Source organism: Vibrio sp. 397 (assembly GCF_033339395.1).
Lineage (GTDB): Bacteria > Pseudomonadota > Gammaproteobacteria > Enterobacterales > Vibrionaceae > Vibrio > Vibrio alginolyticus.
Map to the genome: position 1 here is coordinate 26104 of NZ_JAWOUN010000023.1, position 25565 is coordinate 51668.

Below are 25565 nucleotides of genomic sequence, written 5' to 3' on the forward strand. Positions count from 1 at the left end.
CAAATAAGAGTTAATATCTCTTATGTGCTAAATTTTTGACCTAAGAGTACAAGGGTTTGCCGTTACACAGCCTCAACCAATCAGGGATTCTCCGGTGAAGTTCATAAAGCGTTTATTATTTTTAACATTGATTTGCATAATTCTTGGAGTCACCACAATATTTGGCTTCTATCAGTATGTGAAGCCTGAATTGCCAGATGTTGCAACTCTAAAAGACGTTGAATTACAAACACCTATGAAGGTGTTTAGTCAAGACGGGAAGCTGATCGCACAGTTCGGTGAAAAGCGTCGTATTCCTGTTACTTATGACGAAATTCCTCAAGACTTAATTCACGCGCTCATCGCAACCGAAGATAGCCGTTTCTACGAGCATCCTGGTATCGACCCTATCGGCATCACTCGTGCAGCTGTTGTTGTTGCGGTTTCAGGCTCGGCTAAACAGGGTGCAAGTACGATTACGCAACAGCTAGCTCGTAACTTCTTCTTATCTAATGAGAAGAAGATCATGCGTAAGATTAAAGAGATTTTTATTGCTATCCATATTGAGCAGCTTTTAAGTAAGCAAGAAATCATGGAGCTTTATGTCAATAAAATCTTCCTTGGTTACCGCTCATATGGCTTTGGTGCTGCCGCTCAAGTGTATTTTGGTAAGAGCCTTGATGAATTGACGTTAAGTGAGATTGCAACACTCGCTGGTATGCCAAAAGCGCCATCAACCATGAACCCAATTTACTCTCTTGAGCGCGCAACAAAACGCCGTAACGTTGTATTAATGCGAATGCTTGATGAGAAATACATTACACAAGAGCAGTATGACGAAGCACGCAATGAACCTATCGTGGCGCGTTATCATAGCGCTGAGATTGAGCTTTCCGCACCTTACGTAGCAGAGTTGGCTCGTGCATGGGCAGTAAAAGAGTACGGTGAAGAAGAAGCTTACACCTCTGGCTTGAATATCTACATGACTGTGGATTCTAAACTGCAAGATGCTGCAAATACGTCTGCGGTAAATAACCTCTTGTCATACGATGAACGTCATGGCTACCGTGGTGCAGAAAGTGTGCTTTGGAAAGAAGGGGAAGCGGCCTGGGACAATGAGCAAATAGAAAAGCACCTGAAGAAACAGCCAACTTATGGTGACCTTTACCCTGCGGTTGTGACGAAAGTCGATGATAAGACGGCACAAGTATGGGTTAAGAACCATGAAGAGCAAACCATCCCTTGGACTGGAATGCACTGGGCGCGTAAGTACATTACTGATAACCGCCAAGGCTCAACACCAAAGTCAGCGCATGATGTGCTAGCGACAGGTCAACAAGTTTGGGTTCGCGAAGTAAGTGAAACCGATGAAGATGACAACACAACACTGAGCTGGAAACTGAGCCAAGTGCCGACAGCAAACACCGCGTTTGTTGCGATGAACCCAGAAAATGGCGCGATATTGTCGCTGGTTGGTGGTTTCAACTTTGTTCACAGCAAGTTTAACCGTGCAACCATGTCAGTGCGTCAGGTTGGTTCAAGTATCAAGCCTTTCATCTACTCGGCAGCAATTGACAAAGGACTAACTCTAGCCACTTTGATTAACGATGCGCCGATTAACAAGTGGGATGCAGGTTCTGGTTCAGCTTGGCGACCAAAAAACTCACCACCAACTTATGGTGGTCCAACGCGTCTTCGCCTCGGCTTAGCTCAATCAAAAAACGTCATGGCAGTGCGTACACTCCGTGAAGTTGGCCTCGAGGAGACACGTCAGTACCTTACTCGTTTCGGTTTTGATATTAACCAAGTACCACGCTCTGAGACCATCGCACTCGGAGCTGGTAGCTTAACACCAATGAAAGTGGCACAAGGTTACTCTGTGTTTGCGAACGGTGGTTATTACGTTGAACCATTCTATGTAGAACGCGTGGAAGATGCATTCGGTGAAGTACTGTTTAAAGCCAATCCAAAGAGTGTTTGTCATAAGGATTGTCCGCAAATGAGCGAGCAGCCAGAAAATCGCTACGCTGATGAATTTGGCGAACAAGACGTCGCGATTGATGGCCTTGCAACAGACAATGCCCTTGAAAATGATGAACCTCAATATGCACCGCAAGTTATCTCTGAACAGAATGCATTCTTAATGCGTGAGATGATGTACAGCAACATTTGGGGTGGCGGTAACTGGCGTGAAGGCACAGGTTGGAATGGTACAGGCTGGCGCGCGCAAAAACTTGGTCGTCGTGATATCGGGGGTAAAACGGGTACAACGAATGATTCCAAGGATGCTTGGTACAATGGCTATGGACCTGGTGTCGTTGCGATAGCTTGGGTTGGCTTTGATGATCACTCACGTGCACTTGGCCGCACCACTGTTAACAGCAACCTAGGGCAAGGCCAAATTTCTGGTGCCGAGTCGGGTGCGAAAACCGCAGAGCCTGCTTGGATTGACTTCATGCGTGTTGCGCTAGAAGGGACGCCGGAGCAAGGTAAAAATATTCCAGAGGATATTATTCGAGTTCGTATTGATCGCAACAGCGGTATGCTAACGCACAAGGTAGATAGCACATCAATGTTCGAATACTTTGAAAAAGGCACGGAGCCTACCGAATACGCTGGCGACCGTTTAGAAGATAGTATTTATTCTTCAGGCTCTGGCGCAGAAGAACTGTTCTAAATCACAAAAGCACAAGGGAGAGCATCAAGCTCTCCCTTTTTTATGTCTGCTTTTTATGCTGCTGCATTCAATGATGGATAAGAAGCCAACACCTCTTTAATCTTCGCTGCTAAAGCTTCAAACCTAGCTCGTAATGGTGAGCCCGGACGGTATACGAGAACGATATTACGCGAGGGGGTTGGGTTAACAGCTGGTACGTAGCATACGCCATCTTTTTGCTTCTCATTAGGGATAGAAAGCTGAGGCAATAACGTAATCCCCGCACCGGCAGCAACCATATTGCGTAACGTCTCCAAGCTGGTGGCTTTAAAACGCTCATCGTCTTTTGCACCAGCGGCAAAACAAAAACCTAACGCTTGATCTCGCAGACAGTGGCCGTCTCCCAACGCTAAAACGGTTTTACCATTCAGCTCCAACATATCAACATGGTCGAGAGAGGCCCACTCGTGGTCACATGGCACTGCGACACTTAATGGCTCTTGATACACTTCGATCTCTTTAAATGGCGCAGTTTCATCAACCGAAGCTAAAACTAAGCAATCTAGTTTGCCTTCTTCCAATTGACGCACTAATTGATGTGTTTGAGCTTCGTGCAGAAATAGCTCCAGCTCAGGAAATGCTTCTTTTATCTGCGGCAGAATTTTGGGTAGTAGATAAGGCCCAACCGTCGGGATGAAACCAATATGCATCGGTCCAGTCATGGCTCCGCTTTGACCGCTTGCCATATCTCTGAAGGTTTTCACTTCACTTAAGATGCGCTTAGCCTGCTCCACCAGCTGTAACCCTGAATCGGTAAACAAAACACGTCGGCTGCTTCGCTCTAAAAGCGTGGTCCCGAGTTCGTCCTCTAGTTTACGAATTTGCCCACTCAATGTTGGCTGGCTAACAAAACATGCCTCTGCCGCTTTGCGAAAGTGCTTATGTTCCGCAAGTGCAACTAAGTACTCAAAATCTCGAATATTCATACTTCACGCTTCGCTTCTTTAACAATAGCTAATACCTATCAAAACCATAACACCAAACGATTAGAGCTATCAAAGGATTTTTACAATAATGGGCTCAACAAAACGAAACAGAGCGACGAAAAACGCTAAGCTCTATACGCATAATTTAAAATAGTTAAAGGAAATCATTATGTTTGTATCTAAAGAAGGTCAACAAGTCCCTCAAGTTACTTTTCCAGTTCGTCAAGGTGACTCTTGGGTGAATGTAACGACCGATGAACTATTTAAAGGTAAGACCGTTATCGTATTTAGCTTACCGGGTGCATTTACTCCAACCTGTTCATCAAGCCATCTACCTCGTTACAACGAATTGTTCCCTGTATTTAAAGAGCACGGAGTGGATGAGATTATTTGTGTCTCGGTCAATGATACGTTCGTGATGAATGCATGGAAACAAGACCAAGAAGCAGAAAACATTACCTTCATCCCGGATGGTAATGGTGAATTCACCGATGGCATGGGTATGTTAGTGGATAAAAATGACATCGGCTTTGGCAAACGTTCATGGCGTTACAGCATGCTAGTAAAAGATGGCGTAGTGGAAAAAATGTTCATTGAGCCAAACGAACCAGGCGACCCATTCAAGGTGTCAGACGCAGATACGATGCTGAACTACATAGCGCCTGACTACAAAACGCAAGAATCCATCACGGTGTTCACTAAACCAGGCTGCCCTTTCTGTATGAAAGCGAAACAAAATCTAATTGACCACGGTCTTCAATATGAAGAAGTAATTCTGGGTAAAGACGCAACAACAGTTAGTCTACGAGCTATATCTGGTCGCACGACTGTTCCACAAGTCTTTATCGGTGGCAAGCACATCGGCGGTAGCGAAGAGCTAGAAGCGTATCTAGGCTAAGCTGTCCATAGCCTACACCCTCGGTCTCCGGTGCCTTTTGGCTCGGAGGCCAACCCTAAACCACTTCTTCTACTAGTCTAGATAAGTAGTTATCTGCCAATAAGGTGACTACTTATCCAGATTCAACTATCCAATTCACTCTCCAAGCTCAATGTTGCTAGCTTGGCTTAAAACAAAAGCGAGAGTTCACGATGAAACAAGTTAATGTCGACGTAGCAGTTATTGGTGGCGGGACGGCTGGTCTTGGTGCTTATCGAGCAGCAAAAGCTCATACCAACAGCGTGGTAATGATTGAGGGCGGTCCCTACGGAACAACCTGTGCTCGTGTCGGATGCATGCCGTCTAAGCTGTTAATTGCGGCAGCAGAAAGTGTTCATCAAATCGAAAAAGCACCTGGATTTGGGATACACCCGCAAGGTGAAGTACGAATTAACGGACGAGAAGTTATGGATCGTGTAAAGCGCGAACGCGATCGTTTTGTTGGCTTTGTGCTTGAAAGTGTCGATGATATTCCCGCTGAAGACAAACTATCGGGCTACGCGAAGTTTGCCGATGACCACACTCTCATCATAGATGATCATACTCAGGTCACCGCACAGCGCATTGTTATTGCGACAGGATCTCGTCCGACATATCCGGCAGCTTGGAATGAACTGGGTGATCGCCTAGTGATTAACGATGATGTATTTGACTGGGATGACTTACCAGAGTCCGTGGCAGTATTTGGCCCAGGAGTCATCGGCCTTGAATTGGGTCAGGCTTTACACCGCCTAGGAGTGAACGTGAAGCTCTTTGGCCTTGGAGGACAAGTGGGCCCACTGACAGACCCAGAGGTGATGGCGTATGCAGATAAAGCCTTTAAGGAAGAGTTCTACCTTGATGCAGATGTAAAAGTCGAAAGCATGAAACGCATTGCTTCGTCAGACAATGACGGCGAAGACAAGGTCGAAATCCAATTCATCAACCATGATGGCGAATTAGAAACTTTCGTTGTCGATTACGTATTGGCCGCAACGGGTCGTCGTCCAAACGTCGATAAGCTGGCGATCGAGAACACCAATGTGGCTCTCGATGAACGTGGCGTACCAACGGCGGATCACTACACATTGCAAACTTCGGTAGAGAGCATCTTCATCGCAGGTGATGCAAGTAACCAAATTCCACTGCTGCACGAAGCCGCTGACCAAGGCCGTATTGCTGGAGACAACGCAGGCCGTTTCCCAGATATTCGTGCGGGTCTGCGTCGCTCACCAATTTCAGCCGTGTTCTCCGACCCTCAAATTGCTATGGTTGGAGAAACATATAAACAACTAGAAACACGTCTAGGCACATGTGGATGTTTCGCAACCGGTGAAGTCTCGTTTGAAAATCAAGGACGTTCGCGCGTCATGCTTCGTAATAAAGGCATTCTGCATGTCTACGGAGAGCAAGGCACTGGACGTTTTTTAGGTGCAGAAATGATGGGCCCGAATGCAGAGCATCTTGCGCACCTTTTAGCATGGGCGCACCAAAATAGGATGACGATTTCTGAGATGTTAGATATGCCCTTCTATCACCCAGTGATTGAAGAAGGCGTCCGCACCGCTCTACGTGATTTGAATGCAAAACTACACTTAGGGCCAGAAATGGTGAAACATTGTCTTGACTGCGGCCCTGGCTGCTAACGCTTTCAGGCTTCTATCTAAATATAAGCAAAGCCTCGTCATCAACGAGGCTTTGCTTTACTACTTTGGCGCAATGAAATCTCTCTTACGCTGCCATCATTGCATAGCGGCTGACCATACAAATCGCGACAACACCGATCATAAAGAACCCACCAGCGATACTTAGCGCAAGTTTCAACTCTGTCGACATCATTATATTTCCTGTTAAAGACTGACAGAGCACCATACATCAATTACGTGCCACAAAGCTTTTACAAAGCTAACTTTCCATTTTTGGTTGTGTCATAGCGCTCTAAGTCCGGTACAAGAAACGCTTTCCACCATATAGTTAGATATATAATCTGAAGCAACACTAATGGTTTGGAAAACACTATGACTTGTCGCCGCTGCGAAGAACATTGGTTTTGGAAAAAACTTGGACGTTGCCAACGATGCTTGGATCAATTGACGGTACTTTCTGTACTGTATTGGATTGTGTGGTGGTTTACGCTCAAAGATGATCCACAAAGCATCGAGTCGATCGCTTTGATCTTTGCCGGCTTCGCTTTCAACGTTTTGTTGTTTTTACACTTATGGATGCGTTTTGTCATCTTGCCTTGGCAGCGTCGACGGGGACAAAAAAAGGCGAATAAAAAAGAGAAAAGTGACAGATAGAAAAAAGCCCCAAAACCAATGTCAGTTCTGGGGCTCTCTTAGATTCTTCTAAGAAAAAGCAGTGGTACTTTAATAGACCGGGCTTCCTCTCAAAGGTTCCAAATTTTTTCGATTTTTTTAGCGAATACTGATGTAAGTAAGCAGGAAAATGACTATGTCATTGAATGCTAATAAAATCACTCCACAACTTCAGTTCATGCCACATGCGTTTTTTGGATCACTTGCTCCATTAAATTGATCTCAAGCGCTACCTCATCACATGCATGTTGACGTGGGCACTGATCGCAATCTTTCAGAACTTTCTCCGGCAGTAATGACTTCGATGTCGGTAAAAAGCTTTGCTTCATAAAGAACTCAGGCGTTCGCGTTAGAACAAAGACTTTCTTGATCGCCATCTGGCGCGCTTTCTCAACCAAATAGTTCACAATCGCACTACCCTGCCCTTGGCCTTGCCAGCCCGCTTCGATACCAAGAGAGCGTATTTCAGCCAATCCTGAGTCATACACATATAGAGAAGCGCAACCCGTCACTTCACCATGATGCTCAGCCACCGCGAAAGAGCCAATATCTCTCACGAGCTCATTACGAGAGCGCGGAAGATTCTCACCAAGGTTCGCCCAGTAAGCAACCATACCTTCCAATGTTTCAATGTCCGTCAAACGTGCAGGACGCACTTTCACCGCCGAGCTGTCACGCTGGCTCAGGCGCTTATCCGCTTGTTCTACCGCGTAAGCGACCTGGTGAGGCGAAACACCACCCAAAGCACAACGCTTTTCCAGACACGAATCGATAGTCAGGATGTCATACACATCCGCTTCAATGACCTCTGAGAAGGCTTTTAACTCTTCGATAGACAGTTCTTCTAGCGCACAACCTTTAGCAATAGCACCAACGACCGCGACACCGACGATGTGGTGAGCTTCACGGAATGGGATGCCTTTCGCCACTAAGTAATCAGCTAACTCCGTCGAGTTTGCGTAACCTTGTTTCGCCGCTTCTAGTGTGCGCTCGCCATTCACTTTAATACCGTCAAAACACAGAGCTGCCATTTCCATGCAGTCGTTCCATGTATCTAAAGCGTCAAACAACCCTTCTTTATCTTCCTGCATGTCTTTGTTGTACGCCAATGGCAAGGCTTTAACTGTCATCATCATGCTCGATAAGGCGCCATAGACACGCCCTGTCTTACCACGGATCAACTCAAGTGCATCTGGGTTTTTCTTCTGTGGCATTAGTGACGAACCAGATGTCACCGTATCCGCTAACTCAATGAAGTTTGACTCGCCTGAATTGTAGAAGATCATATCTTCTGCAAGACGAGAAAGGTGAAGCATAGAAATCGACGCCACCGACATCAGTTCCATCACATGATCACGATCTGAAACCGAATCGAGTGAATTACGCGTAGCACGGTGGAAACCGAGATTATGTGCTAATTGTTCGCGATCAATCGGATAAGCCGTTCCCGCTAACGCACCCGAGCCAAGTGGACAAGTGTCGAGACGCTGTAAGGCATCATTCAGACGAGAGTAGTCTCGCTCGAACATTTCAACATAAGCCAAGCACCAGTGAGCAAAGGTTACAGGTTGAGCACGCTGAAGATGAGTATAGCCTGGCAATACGGTGCCTTGGTGCTGTTTAGCAACATGGACCATTTGTGCTTGTAGGCGATCTAAAGCAATCAATAATTGCTGACCTTGCTGACGACACCAAAGTTTCAAGTCTGTGGCGACTTGGTCATTCCGAGAACGCCCAGTGTGGAGTTTTTTACCTAAATCTCCCACTTTACTGATTAGCTGCTGTTCAACCCAAGAGTGGATATCTTCTGCATCAGAGCGAAGAATTTGGTGAGGGTCTTCCATCACTTCTAACTTCAGCTCATTTAAAGCAAGTTCCAGTTTTTGCTGTTCTTCTGCCGATAGCACATCAACAGAAAGCAGAGCTTTAGACCATGCGATTGAACCTACGATGTCTTGCTCAGCTAATCGGTAGTCAAAACGCAACGAATCATTGAACTCTTTAAATCTGGTGTCTGCCGCTTGGGTAAATCTTCCGCCCCATAATGCCATTGCGTCTCTCCTGATGACTATTGCTTACTTTAACGTTCTCGAATGAGTAGTAACCAATTTGATGGTCATTTGCTCACTTTTTCTTATGGGTCAACGTTACGGCAATTTCGACAAAAAATAAAGTATAAATTCAATATTTTTACATATATATTCAAACCAACTTTAGATACCCGCTTTTAGAAACCAAAAGACCCGCCTATAAATGGCGGGTCTTTATTCAATCCAAGATGGATGTTAAGGGATTATTTCTTCTGGCTGTTCAATGCACGAATACGGCTTGATAGCGAGTAAAGACGGATGAACCCACCTGCATGGCTTTGGTCGTAAACTTCATCTTCACCAAAAGTCGCGAACTCTTCTGAATACAAGCTGTTGTCAGAACGTTTTTGCGTGACTGTCGCTTGACCTTTGTAAAGCTTAACAACCACTTCACCGTTAACGTCTTGCGCTAGCTCTTCTGAAGCAGCAAGGATCGATTTACATAGTGGCGTAAACCAACGGCCATCGTATACAAGGTGAGACGCTTTTAGACCTAGCTCCTCACGGAATTCGAATGATGATTTGTCTAGCACAAGCTGCTCTACAGCACGCAGCGCTTCCATCATGATGGTGCCTCCCGGTGTTTCATAACAACCACGAGACTTCATCCCAACAAGACGGTTTTCCACGATATCGATACGACCAACACCGTGCTTAGCGCCCTTCTCGTTTAGGTAAACCAGTGCGTTGTATGGTGTCATCGCTTCACCATCAACTTCGACCACTTCACCTTTTTCTACTTTCAGCGTGACGTATTCCGCTTCATTTGGCGCTTGCTCTGGGTCGACAGTCCACACCCAGCAGTCTTCGTTTGGTGCGTTCCACGTATCTTCTAAAACGCCGCCTTCCGTCGAAATGTGCCATGCGTTTGCATCACGTGAATAGATCTTAGTAAGAGACGCAGAGCAAGGAATATTACGCTCAGCGAGGTAATCCAAACACTCTTCACGACTCACTAGGTCCCACTCACGCCAAGGTGCAATCACTTGTAAGTCCGGTGCTAGTGCTGCGAATGCGCCTTCGAAACGTACTTGGTCGTTACCTTTACCTGTACAGCCATGACACAGAGCGTCCGCGCCCACTTTACGTGCCACTTCAACCTGCGCTTTGGCAATGATTGGACGCGCCATTGATGTACCTAGCAGGTACTTACCTTCGTAGTACGCGCCAGTTTTTAGCGTTGGGTAAATGTAGTCTGCGACCATTTCTTCTTTCAAGTCAGCGATGTAGCACTCAGAAGCACCAGAGGCTTTTGCTTTCGCTTCAATGCCTTCTAGCTCTTCGGCACCTTGACCAACATCGGCGACGAAAGCAACGACTTCACAGTCGTAGTTCTCTTTTAGCCACGGGATAATTACTGAAGTATCTAGACCGCCTGAGTATGCGACTACCACTTTATTTACGTTCACTTTGCTCATGTTTTTTCTCCAAACTTAACTGGCGCTGCGCTCGGCGGTCAGTGCCAACTACGACTTCCTAATATTGAATTCTTTTGCTGATGCTTATTGAGGCAAGAATTGAGTACCAATACTTTCACCAGCGAATAACTGTGCTAATTTTTCTGGGTAACGCCAGGTCGCGACTTCAATTGGACGGCCAAGATCATTGGCGGCCTCCAAAGCGGCTTTAACTTTGACGATCATGCCATCGGTGATCACATATCCATCGATCAACGAGTTAGCTTGCTGCTCTGACAGGGTTTTGATCAAATGGCCTTTTCCATCTAATACACCACTCACGTCTGATAACAGGACCAACTCTGCATCTAATGCGCCCGCAACCGCGACTGCTGCTTGATCAGCATTCACATTCATCATCTGGCCATCTTTGGTTAAACCAATTGAACTGATGATCGGCAGTGCACCTGTGTTTAGCACCGCTTGTAATAGTGCTGAGTCACCCGGTGATGCTTTGCCTACCGCGCCGAGTTCTGGGTCAAGTTCTTCAACAAGACACAAACCACCATCCGCAAGGCTAAGGCCCACAGCGTTAAGACCGTCCGCAATCGCTTGACCTTGAAGTAACTTATTCGCAGTGCCTGCGAGCGCGCCTGCAATCACAGGAATTTGATCGTAAGGCGTTACGCGTAAACCGTTTTTCTTTACGGTTTCAAGCTGAAGCTTTGCCATCAACTCATCAACTAGGTAGCCACCGCCATGAACGATGGCGATTTGTCGCTGTGCCGATTTTTGGTAAGCCGCAATGGCACCAAAAAGTTGGCTTAAGGTTTGAGTGCATGATAGAGCTGCACCACCTAGCTTAATGACTAAAGGAGCTTGATTGGTTTGCGTCATCGCATTTCCCTCTTTCAACGACTACAGCAACGCTGTCAGTTCTGGGTAACCGTAATGAATATTGAGACATTGCATCGCTTGACTCGATGCACCTTTAAGTAGGTTGTCGATAGCTGAAATCACAATGATGTGTTCGCCTTGTACCTTCCAGCCGATATCGCAGAAAGGGGTATTTTCGACATCCTGAATACGTGGAATACCGTCGCCTTTAAGACGCACCGCAGGCTTGCCTTGATAAGCTTGTTCAAACGCCTGTGCCACTTGTGCTTCTGTCACACCTTGCGCAAGCTTCATGGTGATAGTGGCAAGAATGCCGCGTTTAAAGTTGCCGAGGTGCGGAGTAAAAATCACATCGCAACCCAAGTGCTGAGCAATCTCTGGCTGGTGACGATGGTTAAAGACACCATAGGGTTGCAAGCTCACTTCACAGAAGCTGTTAACCATGGAGGCTTTACGCCCTGCACCAGATACACCACTGGTTGCGTTGATCACTGGCCATTGGTTGGTATCGAGCAACGCATGTTCTAATAAAGGTTTGATTGCAAGCTGTGAAGCAGTTGGGTAGCAACCTGCTACTGCAATCAAAGGAGTGGTTTTTATTGATTCTTGGTTCCACTCTGCTAAGCCGTATGCTGCTTTATCTAGCCAGTTGTTATGTTGATGTGCGAAGCCATAAAAAGTGTCGTAAAAGCCTTCACTTTTCACACGGAATGCACCCGATAAATCGAATACCTGACAGCCTGCCTCCAAGAAAGTTGGGGCTAAATCATGGCTGACTTCGTGAGCCGTTGCCAAAAACACCACGTCCGATTCTTGAGCGATTTGCAGTGGATCCGTTAGTGGTAAAACTGGCATATCAATGATGCCCGCTAGCTTACCGTGTAGCTGCGCGATGCTCTTTCCCGCATCAACACTGTTGGCGGAAACGTATAAACCTGATAGCGTGAGTTGTGGGTGTTTATTAACCATTAACGCTAACTCTGCGCCGGTGTAACCGCTGGCTCCAATAATCGTGGTTTTTAGCATTGTGTGACATCCATATACTTAAAGGCTCAAATGACTATTCATATTTAATTTTTGCTTTATTTTGATTTTTTATTCATTAAATATGATTTAATATGTGTTTTACATTTTTGTGGTCTGTCTGTCAACAGGAGATTTGAAGAATCCATGCAATTACCAACTTTTCTAGAGGTCTATGAAGGACTCATCAGCACCTCTTCTATCAGCTCCACGGATCCGAGCTGGGATCAGGGCAATGCAAAAGTCATCGAAAAACTCGCATCTTGGTTTAAAGATCTGGGTTTTAGCGTTGAAGTGATCGAAGTCGAGCCAGGCAAGCACAATATGATCGCACGTATGGGAGAGGGAGAAGGTGGCCTTTTACTTGCTGGCCATAGTGATACCGTGCCATTCGATCAAGGGCGATGGAATTTTGAACCGCATAAACTGACGGAAAAAGACAACCGCTTCTACGGTTTAGGCACAGCAGACATGAAAGGCTTTTTCGCCTTTATTTATGAAGCAGTGAAGAAAGTCGATTGGAGCAAGCAGAGCAAACCACTTTACGTATTAGCCACTTGTGACGAAGAGACCACCATGTTGGGCGCGCGACATTTCACAGCAAACGCCCCATTTAAGCCGGATTACTGCATCATTGGTGAACCCACCAGCCTTGTACCAATTCGAGGTCATAAAGGGCATGTGGCAAATGCCATTCGCGTAACAGGCAAGTCCGGTCACTCATCGGACCCAGCGCTTGGCGTTAACGCTATTGAGATCATGCATGAAGTCATGTTCGCCATGATGCAACTGCGTGACAAATTGATTAAAGAATATCACCATCCGGGTTTTGCCATTCCAAGCCCAACCCTAAATCTTGGACACATTCATGGTGGTGACAGCGCTAACCGTATTTGTGGTTGCTGCGAACTGCATTACGACGTGCGTCCTCTTCCCGGCATTAGCCTTGATGGTTTAGAGAACATGTTGCGCGGAGCATTAAAAGAAGTCGAAGCGAAATGGCCTGGGAGACTGGAGATTATTCCATTGCATGAGCCTATTCCGGGTTACGAATGCCAACATGACCACCCATTTATTGGTGGTGTTGAAGAGATCTGCCAAACCAGTTCAGAAACCGTGAACTACTGTACTGAAGCACCATTTCTACAACAGTTGTGTCCAACCTTGGTGCTCGGCCCTGGGTCAATCGACCAAGCCCATCAACCGGATGAGTTTCTATCCTTCGACTTTATCGACCCCACAATTGATGTGCTTTCAAAGGCAATGGTCAAGTACTGCTGTTAATACGCGTTTAAGCTCGAAAGTCTGTGCAGCTCGATTGAGCTGCATCTTTTTATCTTCACAATTCAGCGCTAGTCTTAACACTTATTTAACTTGTTATTTTGTAATTAATTTTCACTTCTTACTCTATGGCTGCCGTAAATTTGCTCTAAATCAGGAGACAGCGGAATAATTGCAAACTTAGTCTGCTTTATTTGACTATAACTGGTGCTTTTCGCTAGATTGGAGTCTTAACAAGGACAATGGATGTAGTTTTTTTACGAGGCAGGACGACAATGAACGAGAAATACGCCGCACTCAAAAGTAATGTGCGCATGTTAGGCCACTTATTGGGTAACACCATTCGCGATGCCCATGGCGAAGAAATCTTCGAGAAAGTGGAAACCATTCGTAAATTATCCAAATCAGCTCAAGCAGGGAATCAAGCAGACAGGGACAGCTTGATCGAAGAAATCAAACATCTACCTGATGAGCAGCTAACGCCCGTTACTCGCGCGTTTAACCAATTTCTAAACCTCACCAATATCGCTGAGCAATACCACACGATTTCACGCCATTGTGAAGAGCACATTTGTGAACCAGACGCGATTAACTCGCTGTTTTCTAAACTGGTACAAAACGATGTGAGCAAACTGGACACTGCCCAAGCGGTTCGTGATCTAAATATTGAATTGGTATTGACGGCTCACCCAACAGAAATTACGCGCCGTACGATGATCAACAAACTGGTCAAGATAAACGAGTGCTTATCAAAGTTGGAGCTAAGCGATCTTTCTTCTAAAGAGCGCAGAAAAACCGAACGCCGCCTAGAGCAACTGATTGCCCAAGGCTGGCATTCAGACGTGATTCGACAACAACGCCCTACTCCGTTGGATGAAGCAAAGTGGGGCTTTGCGGTCGTTGAAAACTCGCTATGGGAAGCAGTACCTGACTTCCTACGTGAGATGAATGACCGTCTAAAATCTTACCTTGGAGAAGGTTTACCCATTGATGCTCGCCCAGTGCACTTCTCCTCTTGGATGGGCGGTGACCGTGACGGTAACCCGTTTGTTACTCACAACGTTACGCGTGAAGTCTTACTATTGTCTCGTTGGAAAGCCGCCGATCTTTATCTCAATGACATCAACGAGTTGATCAGCGAGCTGTCTATGACAGTTTCAAACGATCAAGTCCGTGAGCTTGCTGGCGAAGATCAGCACGAACCATACCGTGCGATCCTGAAGCAATTACGCACTCTGCTCAATGAAACCAAAGATATTCTCGATGCTAAGATCCACGGTCAAAAACTGGCCGTTAAAGCACCACTGCAAAAAGTCGAGCAACTTTGGGAACCGTTGTATGCCTGCTACCAGTCACTAAACGAATGTGGCATGGGTGTAATAGCCAACGGCTCATTACTGGATACACTACGCCGCGTAAAAGCATTTGGTATCCATCTTGTACGTCTTGATATCCGCCAAGAGAGCACGCGTCACTCAGACGTCTTGTCTGAACTAACTCGCTACTTAGGTATTGGTGATTACGAACAATGGAATGAGCAAGATAAGATTGCTTTTCTAACTAACGAGCTGGCATCTAAACGTCCGCTTCTCCCTCGTGATTGGGAACCGTCTGAACCCGTCAAAGAGGTTTTGGATACCTGCAAGATTGTTGCAGCACAACCGCGTGAAGCGTTTGGCGCTTACGTTATTTCAATGGCACGTACCGCCTCTGACGTACTAGCCGTTCATCTACTGCTACAAGAAGCTGGTTGCCCTTACCGCATGGATGTGTGTCCTCTGTTCGAAACGCTAGACGATTTGAACAACGCGGAATCGGTCATCAAGCAGCTTATGGGGATTGACCTTTACCGTGGTTTTATCCAAAACCACCAGATGGTCATGATTGGTTACTCTGACTCAGCGAAAGATGCAGGTGTTATGTCTGCAGGTTGGGCTCAGTATCATGCGATGGAATCGTTAGTTAAAGTGGCTGAAGAAGAAGGCGTTGAGCTAACTCTATTCCATGGTCGTGGGGGCACAGTCGGTCGCGGTGGCGCACCTGCGCATGCTGCGCTTTTGTCGCAACCACCAAAAAGCTTGAAAGGCGGTTTACGTGTAACAGAGCAAGGCGAGATGATCCGCTTTAAACTGGGTCTCCCAGATGTCGCAGTAAACAGCTTTAACCTATACGCAAGTGCGATTCTGGAAGCCAACTTGTTACCGCCACCGGAGCCAAAACAAGAATGGCGCGACTTGATGGAAGTGCTATCAGAAGTAAGCTGTGAGTCTTACCGAAATGTGGTTCGTGGCGAGCCAGATTTCGTGCCTTACTTCCGCCAAGCAACGCCAGAACTCGAACTCGGCAAGTTGCCACTTGGTTCTCGTCCTGCAAAACGCAACCCTAAGGGCGGAGTAGAAAGCTTACGTGCAATCCCGTGGATCTTCTCATGGAGTCAAAACCGTTTGGTACTTCCTGCATGGCTAGGCGCAGGTGAAGCGATTCAATACTCGATCGATAAAGGCCACCAAGCATTGCTCGAAGAGATGTGCCGCGAATGGCCGTTTTTCTCTACTCGTCTCGGCATGCTAGAGATGGTGTACTCGAAGTGTAATATTGATATCTCTCGCTACTACGATGAGCGATTGGTGGATGAGTCGCTCCGTCCACTCGGTGAAAAACTTCGTGCTCAGCTTCAAGAAGACATCAAAGCGGTACTGAATGTAGAGAACAATGAAAACTTGATGCAGCATGACCCTTGGGGACTCGAGTCTATTCGCTTACGCAATATCTACGTTGAGCCATTGAATATGCTACAAGCAGAGCTGCTATACCGCACGCGTCAAACCGAAGAAGCTTCTGCAAACTTGGAAGAAGCGTTGATGGTGACGATTGCTGGTATTGCTGCTGGTATGCGCAACACAGGCTAATCGTTTCATTTTTAATAAAAAGCTGGGCAAATGCTCAGCTTTTTTTTATCACAGGATAATCGCACCAAGACAAAAGCAGTCAAATAAACCATAATAGACCCAAAAAATACCAAAATAAAAGAACAAAAAACCACAAGTTAACACTATTGATTATTATGTTAGTTTTTTAGGGTAATTTTGTCCTACTATTCCACTTCATGCTTATTATTTATATACTACTTGCCTGCTGAGAGCTCATAAATCCAATCATACCTGCTCCAGCCTTGATGGGACTCCCCATCTCTCTAGGTGATAAACGGCTTTAAGGTGACAGGACCAACATTGTTGGTGCTACTTATACATTAAAAAACTCAAGTGCCAGTAAGAGCGCAGCTGAAAGTATAAGTAGCTTGTTTACAAGTTTATTGACCATTTGGATTGAAGACATGTCATTACCACACGTAATCTTAACTGTTCTTAGCACTCGCGACGCAACCGGTTACGATATCACTAAAGAATTCTCTGCTAGCATCGGTTACTTCTGGAAAGCAAGCCACCAACAAGTGTACCGTGAACTCAACAAAATGGCTGAGAAAGAACTGGTTACTTGCGTATTAGAACCCCAAGAAGGCAAACCAGACCGCAAGGTTTACTCCATTACAGACGCTGGTCGCAGCGCTTTAGGAGAGTGGTTTGATCAACCAACTGCACACCCAACAGTTCGTGATGAGTTTTCAGCGAAATTGATGGCATGTGCCGTTCAACCTGCGGCTCCATTCCGTGACCAACTCGCCGAGCTAGTTGAAGAGTCTCGCAAACTGGTTTCTCACTACAAAGAAATTGAAGCGGCTTACTACGCAACGCCGTCAACTTTAGATAAACAAGCTCGCCTAGAACGTCTAACGCTTCGCCGTAACCTTCTGTTACGTGAAACTTGGATCACTTGGGCAGAAGAAGTTCTAACTGAACTTGAAGTGATTGGTTAAACTCCTTTTGCTTTGATAAAACGAAAAAGGCTTGCCACTTGGCAAGCCTTTTATCTTTTTGAAACCAGATTTACGCACCGACTACTGCGCGAGGACGAACACCCAACGTATGGCATAACGCGTAAGTCATCTCTGCACGGTTTAGTGTATAGAAGTGAAAATCCTTAACCCCTTCACGACTCAGCACACGCACCATATCAATAGCTTGGCTAGCTCCTACAAGCTGGCGAGTCACCGGATCATCATCCAAGCCATCGAATTGTTTGCTCATCCACCCTGGTACTTTCACGTTGTTCTGTGCCGCAAAGCGAGACGCTTGCTTAAAGTTCGATACAGGCAAAATTCCTGGCACAATTTCTACGTCAATTCCTGCTGCGACACAACGGTCACGGAATCGCAGGTAAGACTCAACGTCAAAAAAGAACTGAGTAATAGCACGGTTTGCACCTGCATCTACCTTACGTTTTAGGTTCAATAAGTCAGACTGTGCGCTTTTAGCTTCAGGGTGAACCTCAGGGAATGCAGCAACGGAGATATCGAAATCGTGGCGTGATTTCAGCAGCTCAACCAAATCCGAGGCATACATATCAGGCGCACCGCCACCTGGAGGAATATCACCACGCAGAGCGACGATATTTTCAATACCATTGTTCCAATAATCATCGGCAATATTAATCAACTCTTCACGAGTCGCATCAATACAAGTGAGATGGGGAGCGGCAACCAATCCGGTTGTTGCTTTAATTTCTTTAATGATGGAGTGTGTTCTGTCACGCTCGCCGGAGTTCGCACCGTAAGTCACAGAAACAAATTTAGGTTGAAGCGTTTTAAGACGGTGCACTGAATTCCAAAGTGTTTCTTCCATCTTAGCGCTGCTTGGCGGAAAAAACTCAAACGATACATTGATGTTATCTGATAACTCAGCAATATTCTGGTTCAAGGCGTCGATATGGCCTGCGTGCGTATATCCCATCTTACTCTCCCTGCGGCACTCCGCCACGAAAACAAATCCTTAAAATCGACGTTTAGACGTCTATATGTCTACAGAATGTATTGAATACGATTTAATGTCAACCTTGTAATTATGAATTTTTCTCAAGTTAATAATGAAGATAGTTCAAGTTTCTACTTGAGCATCATCTCGCCATTTTGCACGGGTTATGACTTCAGTATGGCACTGATAGGGGAATAAAAAACCCTGGATTAATTCCAGGGTTTTTAGGTCAATCGCAACTTTAAAATAAACCAGCCAATCGGTTGAGGTCGGATTGAATAGCGCCGGCTGTCACTTCTCTGCCTGCGCCTGGTCCTCGAATGACCAGAGGGTTATCTTTGTACCACTTGCTCTCTATGGCAAAAATGTTATCGCATGGCAATAAGTTGGCGAGCGCGTGCTCACGAGACAACGCTTCGACTCCCACCGTTGCTTTACCATTTTTTTCTAAACGCGCCACATAGCGAAGCACTTGATCGTTTCTCTGTGCTTTTGTCAGACGCTCTTGAAGTATTTCACTCAACAACGCTCCATTATCGAAGAAATCATCTAAGCTCAGTTCTCTTAATTCTTCTGGCACTAAAGACTCAACTTTAACGCTGTCTGGTTCTATATCTAGGCCCGATTCTCGAGCCAAGATGACTAACTTACGCATTACATCGGAGCCATCTAAATCAGAACGAGGGTCAGGTTCGGTTAACCCTTGCTGCCAAGCAAGATCGACTAAATCATTAAATGGTACAGAACCATCAAACTGTTGGAACAGCCATGATAACGTCCCCGAGAAAATCCCCGATAGAGCGACGATTTCATCCCCACTTTCACGAAGATCTCGCACGGTATGGTTTATCGGTAACCCAGCACCAACCGTTGCGTTGTATAGCCAATGACGACCAATTTTAGCGAATGCATCTTGAACCTGATGGTAGTACTGACTATCTGCGGAACCGGCCACTTTGTTAGCGGAAATCAAATGAATGCCTTGCTGTGCGATTTCTACGTAGCGCTGAGCTAACTCTTTACTCGCGGTAACATCAAGCACGACGGCTTCATCATAGCTTTTAAGTGCTCCCAAACGTGCCAGCCAATCCCCATTGTTTGCTATGCTTTCATCATCAAATCGTTCAGCAACACTCGCCGCCTCAATACCTTGCTCATCGAACCAATAGGTTTGGCTATCCACAACCGCGACAAGATCAAAGCTCATACCATGACGTTTTTCGAGCTCACTTTTTTGCGTCGCAAATAAATTTAACCAACTAGAACCAATATTACCCTTGCCACATAAAGCCACTGCCACGCGTTTTTGCGCTTGGAACAACTGGCTATGAATCGTTTGAACCAACGCCTCAGTATCAGTACGGCGCAAAACAGCGACTAGGCTCAGCCCTGAGTCTGTTTCAGAGATAAATTCTACCGGAGAGTGCTTTAGCTTCTGATAAAAGCCAAAGCAATGATTGGCGTTTTTCGTAACGCCTGCACCTACCGCAGCTAAGAGCGAGTAACCTTCTTTTAGCTTAATTTCAGCCTCTACCGCAAGCTCTTGCAAGTGTTTCAATGCACCACCGGCGATTTCTGCGGTGTAAGCCAAGCGTAGCGTGTGCTGATCGGATTGAGCTTCAAATGCCAGTGGCTCTAATTGCGCGCGCTGCAACGCTTGTAATACATCACTCTGTGTTTTTTCGAAGTCGTGCCCATGCATGAAAGACAACTGCACCAATAAAACATCATCCAGTGAAGTAATAATTTTAGCGCCACGACCAGATGCCAATACACGCTCAATACGAGTAGAACCCGACTCTGGCAGATAGCTACACTTGAGATTAAGGTCCATGGTACTTTGCGCCACAGGCTGAAGCGTACGACTGTGTAGCACTGGGGCAGCTAAGCGAGCAAGTTCACTGGCTTCATCCAATCGAAGTAACGGTAATAAACAAGCGTCAGACACCAAACGTGGATCGGCACTATAAACACCAGCAACATCACTCCAAATCGTGACAGTACTGACTTCAGCAAGCGCGCCTATGACCGTTGCAGAATAGTCAGAGCCGTTACGACCAAGTAGAATGGTTTCTCCTGCCTCGTTCTGAGCCATAAAGCCAGTAATTACCACACGTTTATGGTTATGCTGCGCGAGGATCTCTTTAATTAAAGGGTATGAACGAGCGCGATCAACCTCTGGTTGAGTTCCCGCTTCTGCACGTAAAAACGCTCGTGCATCTTGTGCAACCGCAGGGATAGAACGTTGAGATAATAACGCGGCCAATAGGCGAGCAGACCATACTTCTCCGTGTCCCAGTACCGCAGCTTTTTGCGCATTAGTGAGTGGTGCAGTCAGCTCCGAGAGAGTACTGAACTCATCATGTAATAAAGCTAACAGCTCTTCTTTTGCTTCACTCTCCAACAAGCTTTCTATTAGCTCAGTTTGGAACTGTCTCAAGCTTTGAAGCGCTTCATGCGCAATTCGGCCATCTTTATTTAACCCTTCCAAAAACTCAATCAAGCGGTTAGTGGTTTTTCCTGCAGCAGATACGACCACAAGATCATTTTCTGTCGAATACTCCTTGAGAATACCCACAACGCGTAAGTAGCATTCTGGGTTTGCTAAGCTACTGCCACCAAACTTATGCAGCTGACGTTGTACAGTCATTGTTATCGTCTCCTATTACTGGGTAGCTTTAGCGAACGCTTGTTCTAAATCTGTGATGAGGTCTTGTGCATCTTCCAAACCGACAGACAAACGCAATAGTTGATGAGAGACCCCAGCCTCCGCCAGCGCCTCCTCACCCATTGCACGGTGCGTCATGGATGCCGGGTGGCAAATCAAACTTTCTACACCACCTAATGATTCAGCTAATGAAAACAGTTGGAGCTCTTTCACAAACACCTTTAACTGCTCAAACGAACCAGCAAACTCAAAACTCAACATAGAGCCAAAGCCCGTTTGCTGCTTTTTAGCGATGTCATGACCTGGATGTTCCGGCAGGCTTGGATGATAGATAGTTTTAACTAACGCTTGTTTCTGTAGGTAAGCCAGTACCTGCTGTGAGCTCTCTTCATGTACTTTCATACGAGCACCAAGCGTACGAATACCTCGCAGTGTCATGTAACTATCGAAAGGTGTGCCCGTTGCACCAATACAATTGCCCCACCATGCAAGCTCTTCTGCATGCGCTTCTGTGTTGGTGATGATTACCCCACCAATTACGTCCGAATGACCGTTGATGTACTTTGTTGTGGAGTGGATAACAAAATCCGCACCTAGCTCTAAAGGTTTTTGGTACACGGGTGTCAAAAAGGTATTGTCCACCGCAACTAACGCGCCGACTTGTTTCGCTTTTTCACAGGTAGCTGCAATATCCACTACGCGAACCAGAGGGTTTGACGGAGTTTCTAGCAAAATGAGTTTTGGTTTTTGTGCCAATGCAGCATCTAAAGCCTGTTCGTCTGATTGATCGACAAACTGAACCTTAAAATCGCCTTTGCTAGCTCGGGTATTAAAAAGACGATAGGTGCCGCCATAACAATCGTGAGGAGCAATAATGAGATCATCTGGGCCGAGAAAAGCGGAAACCCATAAATTTAATGCCGACGTACCGCAGTTAGTAACAACCGCTCCTTTTCCAGACTCAAGTTCAGATAGCGCACTTTCCAACAGTCCGCGGTTTGGATTACCAGATCGTGTGTAATCATACTTGGGCACTTCACCAAAAGCAGGAAAACCATAGTTAGTGGAAAGATAAATAGGTGGAACGACAGCATGATATTGGCTGTCTGATTCAATACCAGTGCGTACTGCAATGGTCGCAGGTTTGCGAGTGCTCATGGGTGTATCCTTTCACGGGTAATGACTTCTAAATAGGAATGCGCTATATCTAATGAGTAACATAAAGTGATCAACACGCTTCCTTTGCTGTTATGTTCACTTTACTCGTCAAAAAATGAGACGTCAACACTTCTAGACGTCTATATGTCTTTGCTTATGGCGGTAAATGCAGCTAAAATCAGCACCTAAATTATTTTTAACCGATTACATAAATGAAGGTGTGCAATGGCTGACTGGAATGGCGAATACATTAGCCCATATGCAGAGCACGGCAAAAAAAGCGAACAAGTAAAAAAAATTACCGTCTCTATCCCGCTAAAAGTTTTAAAGGTGCTAACTGATGAGCGTACTCGCCGTCAGATCAATAACTTACGCCATGCAACCAATAGCGAATTGCTATGCGAGGCATTTTTGCACGCGTACACAGGTCAGCCACTTCCGACAGATGAAGACCTTCGTAAAGACCGTCCTGATGATATTCCAACAGAAGTAAAAGCGCTGATGACGGAAATGGGCATCGAATTTGAGTCATTCGACGAAGAATAAAAAAGCCTGATAAGAGGTTTCAGGTAATAACTCTTGCCTCGAGCCAAATGAATGACATAAAAAATGGGACGCAATAGCGTCCCATTTTTGTGTATCACATCTGAAAGATATATTACTCTGCCATGTAGTTTTCAGGCATCTCGATACGAGCTACACCTGAATTAACCGCCGCCTGAGCAACCGCTTTTGCAACACGTGGTAGCAAACGTGAATCCATTGGTTTTGGAATAATATAGTCCGCACCAAACTCTAGCTTATCAACACCTGCAGCCTTCAATACGGCTTCAGGTACAGGCTCTTTTGCTAGCTCACGAATCGCCTCAACGGCTGCAAGTTTCATTTCATCATTGATTTCACTTGCACGCACATCAAGAGCACCGCGGAAAATGAATGGGAAACACAATACGTTGTTAACTTGGTTAGGATAATCACTACGGCCAGTACCCATGATCAAGTCATCACGAACTGCGTGAGCAAGTTCCGGCTTGATTTCAGGATCCGGGTTAGAACATGCGAATACGATTGGCTTATCTGCCATCAACTTCAACGCTTCCGCTGGCAATAGGTTTGGACCAGATACACCTAGGAACAGATCTGCACCTTCAATCACGTCTTCTAGTGTGCGCTTATCTGTATTGTTCGCAAATAGCTGCTTATATTCATTAAGATCATCACGACGAGTGTGAATCACACCTTTGCGATCTAGCATGTAGATTTTTTCGCGCATTGCGCCGCATTTGATCAGAAGCTCCATACACGCTACAGCGGCAGCGCCAGCGCCAAGACAAACAATTGTTGAATCTTCAAGTTTCTTACCTTGAAGTTCGATTGCATTCAGCATACCCGCTGCCGTTACAATAGCAGTACCATGTTGATCATCGTGGAATACTGGTACATCACAACGTTCAATCAGACGCTTTTCAATCTCAAAACAGTCTGGTGCTTTAATATCTTCAAGGTTGATACCGCCAAAAGTGTCTGCAATGCTCGCAACAGTATCAACAAATTCATCGATCGTGCGGTGCTTAACTTCAATATCAATAGAGTCAAGACCTGCAAAACGCTTAAACAGTAACGCTTTACCTTCCATCACTGGCTTAGATGCAAGTGGACCTAGGTTACCTAGACCTAGAATAGCGGTACCGTTAGAAATAACAGCAACCATGTTCCCTTTTGCAGTGTACTTGTACACGTTATCCGGGTTTTGTGCGATTTCACGCACTGGCTCTGCAACACCAGGGCTATATGCAAGGGCAAGATCACCCGCCGTTTCCGCAGGCTTTGTCAGTTCGACAGCAATCTTTCCTGGAGTTGGATAAGCATGGTAATCCAATGCTTTTTGGCGATGTTCTTCTTCTGGAGTGGCTGCTTGGTGGTTGTCTTCAGACATGGACGTTTCTCTTTTTTATTTTTAGGTAAGGGGGCATAAATTCTATCGGATAGAAATCAAACTTCATAGGCAAGATTGCGAGCAATATCCTTAAAAAGCCGATAATAAAAGAGATTAGACCAGATAACGGGGTTAAGCACCCGATTTTCGAGTCAGGTGCTCTTTCTTCTTACTATTATTGGAGTATGCAAACTTAGAAAGTATCGTTACTCTTCGTCCACGTATTGCGCTTGGAGATAATTCTCAATACCAGACATTTCAATCAAGCCAAGTTGCGTCTCTAGCCAATCAACATGTTCTTCTTCATCTTCAAGAATATCTTGGAAGAGATCTCGAGACACATAATCTCGAATGTCTTCAGCGTAGGCAATCGCATCTTTTAAATCTGGAATAGCCGCCATTTCAAGCTTTAAGTCACACTCGAGCATTTCCTTGGTATCTTCACCAATCATCAACTTACCTAAATCTTGTAGGTTCGGTAGGCCTTCAAGGAACAAAATACGCTCAATTAGATGATCGGCATGCTTCATCTCATCGATAGATTCGTGATATTCCTTGTCTGCTAGGTGCTTTAAGCCCCAGTCTTTATACATTCTGGCGTGAAGAAAATACTGATTAATAGCGACGAGCTCGTTACCGAGCACTTTATTGAGATGTTGAATGATGATTGGATCGCCTTTCATGACAAAACCCTCCTCTTTGGCTTCATTTAAATGTAGAAGCAAATGAGAAGGTGTCAAAATGTAAGGCAAATAATTACTGCATACTTACAGCAATTAGCTGGCTTGTTTAAATTCCGTGTAACTAGTTTCCGCTAAAATTTCCTTGGCCTGTCTGATGCACTTACCACATTGGCTGCCCAATGCCGTGCACTTTTTGATTCCTTTAATATCTGTTACGCCTTCATCTATCGCCAACTTCCTAATTTTTTTGTCGGAGACACCATGGCAAAGACAAACGTACATACTCAAAAAACCTATAAAACTAATCTGTGACAAACAATATAAACAAGAATAGTTCTTGTTACCAGTCGCATTATGGTGTCCGCTCAGAATATTTGGTTATAACGATTTTACCGCTGCAGGAAAAGATCAAAGGGTTAAGAGGGGTGAGTAAAAGCGTTAAGAAACAAAGCCGGTAAAACTCTGTTTTTAAATCGAAAAAGTGACGTCTTTTATTTCAACACTTATAACTAAATGTAATCTAGAAATGAAAAAGGGAAGCCTAAGCTTCCCTTTTCGATGCGCTTTCTTCAAAAAGAAGAACAGTGCAAGATTTCGTTTAATTCGTTATGAATTAGTCGAAGATCTTAGCTACAACACCAGCACCTACTGTACGGCCACCTTCACGGATCGCGAAACGTAGACCTTCGTCCATTGCGATTGGTGCGAT

19 protein-coding genes and 1 pseudogene are annotated in these 25565 nt (G+C 45.6%); 8 read left to right on the plus strand and 12 right to left on the minus strand.

What is annotated here, in order from left to right; all coding sequences use genetic code 11:
- The first annotated feature begins 94 nt into the window (after nt 1-94).
- The gene (locus R7P36_RS22525) at nt 95-2656 is read left to right on the plus strand and encodes a penicillin-binding protein 1A (RefSeq protein WP_005381325.1); all 2562 of its coding nucleotides are present in this window, start codon (nt 95-97) and stop codon (nt 2654-2656) included.
- A gap of 53 nt (nt 2657-2709) precedes the next feature.
- Here R7P36_RS22525 and oxyR read toward each other — a convergent pair whose 3' ends face one another.
- Entirely contained in the window at nt 2710-3621 is a 912-nt protein-coding gene (gene oxyR, locus R7P36_RS22530; protein WP_005381326.1) for a DNA-binding transcriptional regulator OxyR, read from the minus strand.
- Between the two features lie 169 nt (nt 3622-3790).
- Here oxyR and R7P36_RS22535 point away from each other — a divergent pair, with 169 nt between their 5' ends.
- From R7P36_RS22535 to R7P36_RS22545, 3 genes are all read left to right on the plus strand, one after another.
- Complete coding sequence (locus R7P36_RS22535) at nt 3791-4519, plus strand: redoxin family protein (RefSeq protein ID WP_005382781.1); 729 nt, start codon at nt 3791-3793, stop codon at nt 4517-4519.
- Between the two features lie 191 nt (nt 4520-4710).
- Nucleotides 4711-6183 (plus strand): dihydrolipoyl dehydrogenase, encoded by a 1473-nt coding sequence (locus tag R7P36_RS22540; protein ID WP_213900086.1) that lies wholly within the window; start codon nt 4711-4713, stop codon nt 6181-6183.
- Between the two features lie 372 nt (nt 6184-6555).
- Nucleotides 6556-6837 carry a DUF3624 domain-containing protein gene (locus R7P36_RS22545; protein WP_213900085.1) on the plus strand — a complete coding sequence of 94 codons (282 nt, stop codon included), beginning with the start codon at nt 6556-6558 and terminating at the stop codon, nt 6835-6837.
- 194 nt (nt 6838-7031) lie between these two features.
- On the opposite strand, the gene argH is transcribed toward R7P36_RS22545, so the two are convergent.
- The 4 genes from argH to argC form a co-directional block, all read right to left on the minus strand.
- Nucleotides 7032-8906 carry an argininosuccinate lyase gene (gene argH / locus R7P36_RS22550; RefSeq protein ID WP_005381331.1) on the minus strand — a complete coding sequence of 625 codons (1875 nt, stop codon included), beginning with the start codon at nt 8904-8906 and terminating at the stop codon, nt 7032-7034.
- Between the two features lie 242 nt (nt 8907-9148).
- The gene (locus R7P36_RS22555) at nt 9149-10363 is read right to left on the minus strand and encodes an argininosuccinate synthase (RefSeq protein ID WP_017821738.1); all 1215 of its coding nucleotides are present in this window, start codon (nt 10361-10363) and stop codon (nt 9149-9151) included.
- A gap of 84 nt (nt 10364-10447) precedes the next feature.
- Nucleotides 10448-11239 carry an acetylglutamate kinase gene (gene argB, locus R7P36_RS22560; RefSeq protein ID WP_213900084.1) on the minus strand — a complete coding sequence of 264 codons (792 nt, stop codon included), beginning with the start codon at nt 11237-11239 and terminating at the stop codon, nt 10448-10450.
- A gap of 21 nt (nt 11240-11260) precedes the next feature.
- Nucleotides 11261-12265: an N-acetyl-gamma-glutamyl-phosphate reductase gene (argC, locus tag R7P36_RS22565; RefSeq protein ID WP_017633525.1), complete on the minus strand. Its 1005-nt coding sequence runs from the start codon at nt 12263-12265 to the stop codon at nt 11261-11263.
- Nucleotides 12266-12409: 144 nt separating this feature from the next.
- Between argC and argE the strand changes: the two genes are divergently transcribed.
- From argE to R7P36_RS22580, 3 genes are all read left to right on the plus strand, one after another.
- Nucleotides 12410-13546 carry an acetylornithine deacetylase gene (gene argE / locus R7P36_RS22570; RefSeq protein WP_213900083.1) on the plus strand — a complete coding sequence of 379 codons (1137 nt, stop codon included), beginning with the start codon at nt 12410-12412 and terminating at the stop codon, nt 13544-13546.
- A 272-nt stretch (nt 13547-13818) separates the two neighbouring features.
- On the plus strand, nt 13819-16452 hold the full coding sequence (ppc, locus tag R7P36_RS22575; RefSeq protein ID WP_086047071.1) for a phosphoenolpyruvate carboxylase: 2634 nt from the start codon (nt 13819-13821) through the stop codon (nt 16450-16452).
- A 425-nt stretch (nt 16453-16877) separates the two neighbouring features.
- Nucleotides 16878-17417 (plus strand): PadR family transcriptional regulator, encoded by a 540-nt coding sequence (locus R7P36_RS22580; protein WP_005382791.1) that lies wholly within the window; start codon nt 16878-16880, stop codon nt 17415-17417.
- Nucleotides 17418-17487: 70 nt separating this feature from the next.
- Here R7P36_RS22580 and metF read toward each other — a convergent pair whose 3' ends face one another.
- The 3 genes from metF to R7P36_RS22595 form a co-directional block, all read right to left on the minus strand.
- On the minus strand, nt 17488-18390 hold the full coding sequence (gene metF / locus R7P36_RS22585) for a methylenetetrahydrofolate reductase (RefSeq protein ID WP_005381345.1): 903 nt from the start codon (nt 18388-18390) through the stop codon (nt 17488-17490).
- Nucleotides 18391-18652: 262 nt separating this feature from the next.
- Nucleotides 18653-21061 (minus strand): bifunctional aspartate kinase/homoserine dehydrogenase II, encoded by a 2409-nt coding sequence (locus R7P36_RS22590; protein WP_017633523.1) that lies wholly within the window; start codon nt 21059-21061, stop codon nt 18653-18655.
- Between the two features lie 15 nt (nt 21062-21076).
- Entirely contained in the window at nt 21077-22237 is a 1161-nt protein-coding gene (locus R7P36_RS22595) for an O-succinylhomoserine (thiol)-lyase (RefSeq protein ID WP_017821741.1), read from the minus strand.
- Nucleotides 22238-22462: 225 nt separating this feature from the next.
- Between R7P36_RS22595 and metJ the strand changes: the two genes are divergently transcribed.
- Nucleotides 22463-22783, plus strand: a complete 321-nt coding sequence (metJ, locus tag R7P36_RS22600; protein ID WP_005381353.1) for a met regulon transcriptional regulator MetJ — start codon at nt 22463-22465, stop codon at nt 22781-22783.
- Nucleotides 22784-22895: 112 nt separating this feature from the next.
- Here the strand turns inward: metJ and R7P36_RS22605 are convergent, their stop codons facing one another.
- The 4 genes and pseudogenes from R7P36_RS22605 to R7P36_RS22620 form a co-directional block, all read right to left on the minus strand.
- A complete protein-coding gene (locus R7P36_RS22605) occupies nt 22896-24173 on the minus strand; it encodes a malic enzyme-like NAD(P)-binding protein (RefSeq protein WP_005381358.1) in 1278 nt (425 codons plus the stop codon).
- 206 nt (nt 24174-24379) lie between these two features.
- Nucleotides 24380-24856 carry a bacterioferritin gene (gene bfr, locus R7P36_RS22610; protein WP_005381359.1) on the minus strand — a complete coding sequence of 159 codons (477 nt, stop codon included), beginning with the start codon at nt 24854-24856 and terminating at the stop codon, nt 24380-24382.
- A 93-nt stretch (nt 24857-24949) separates the two neighbouring features.
- Nucleotides 24950-25138: a (2Fe-2S)-binding protein gene (locus tag R7P36_RS22615; protein ID WP_005381360.1), complete on the minus strand. Its 189-nt coding sequence runs from the start codon at nt 25136-25138 to the stop codon at nt 24950-24952.
- A gap of 331 nt (nt 25139-25469) precedes the next feature.
- Nucleotides 25470-25565 (minus strand): annotated as a pseudogene (locus R7P36_RS22620) (elongation factor Tu); the annotation flags it as partial.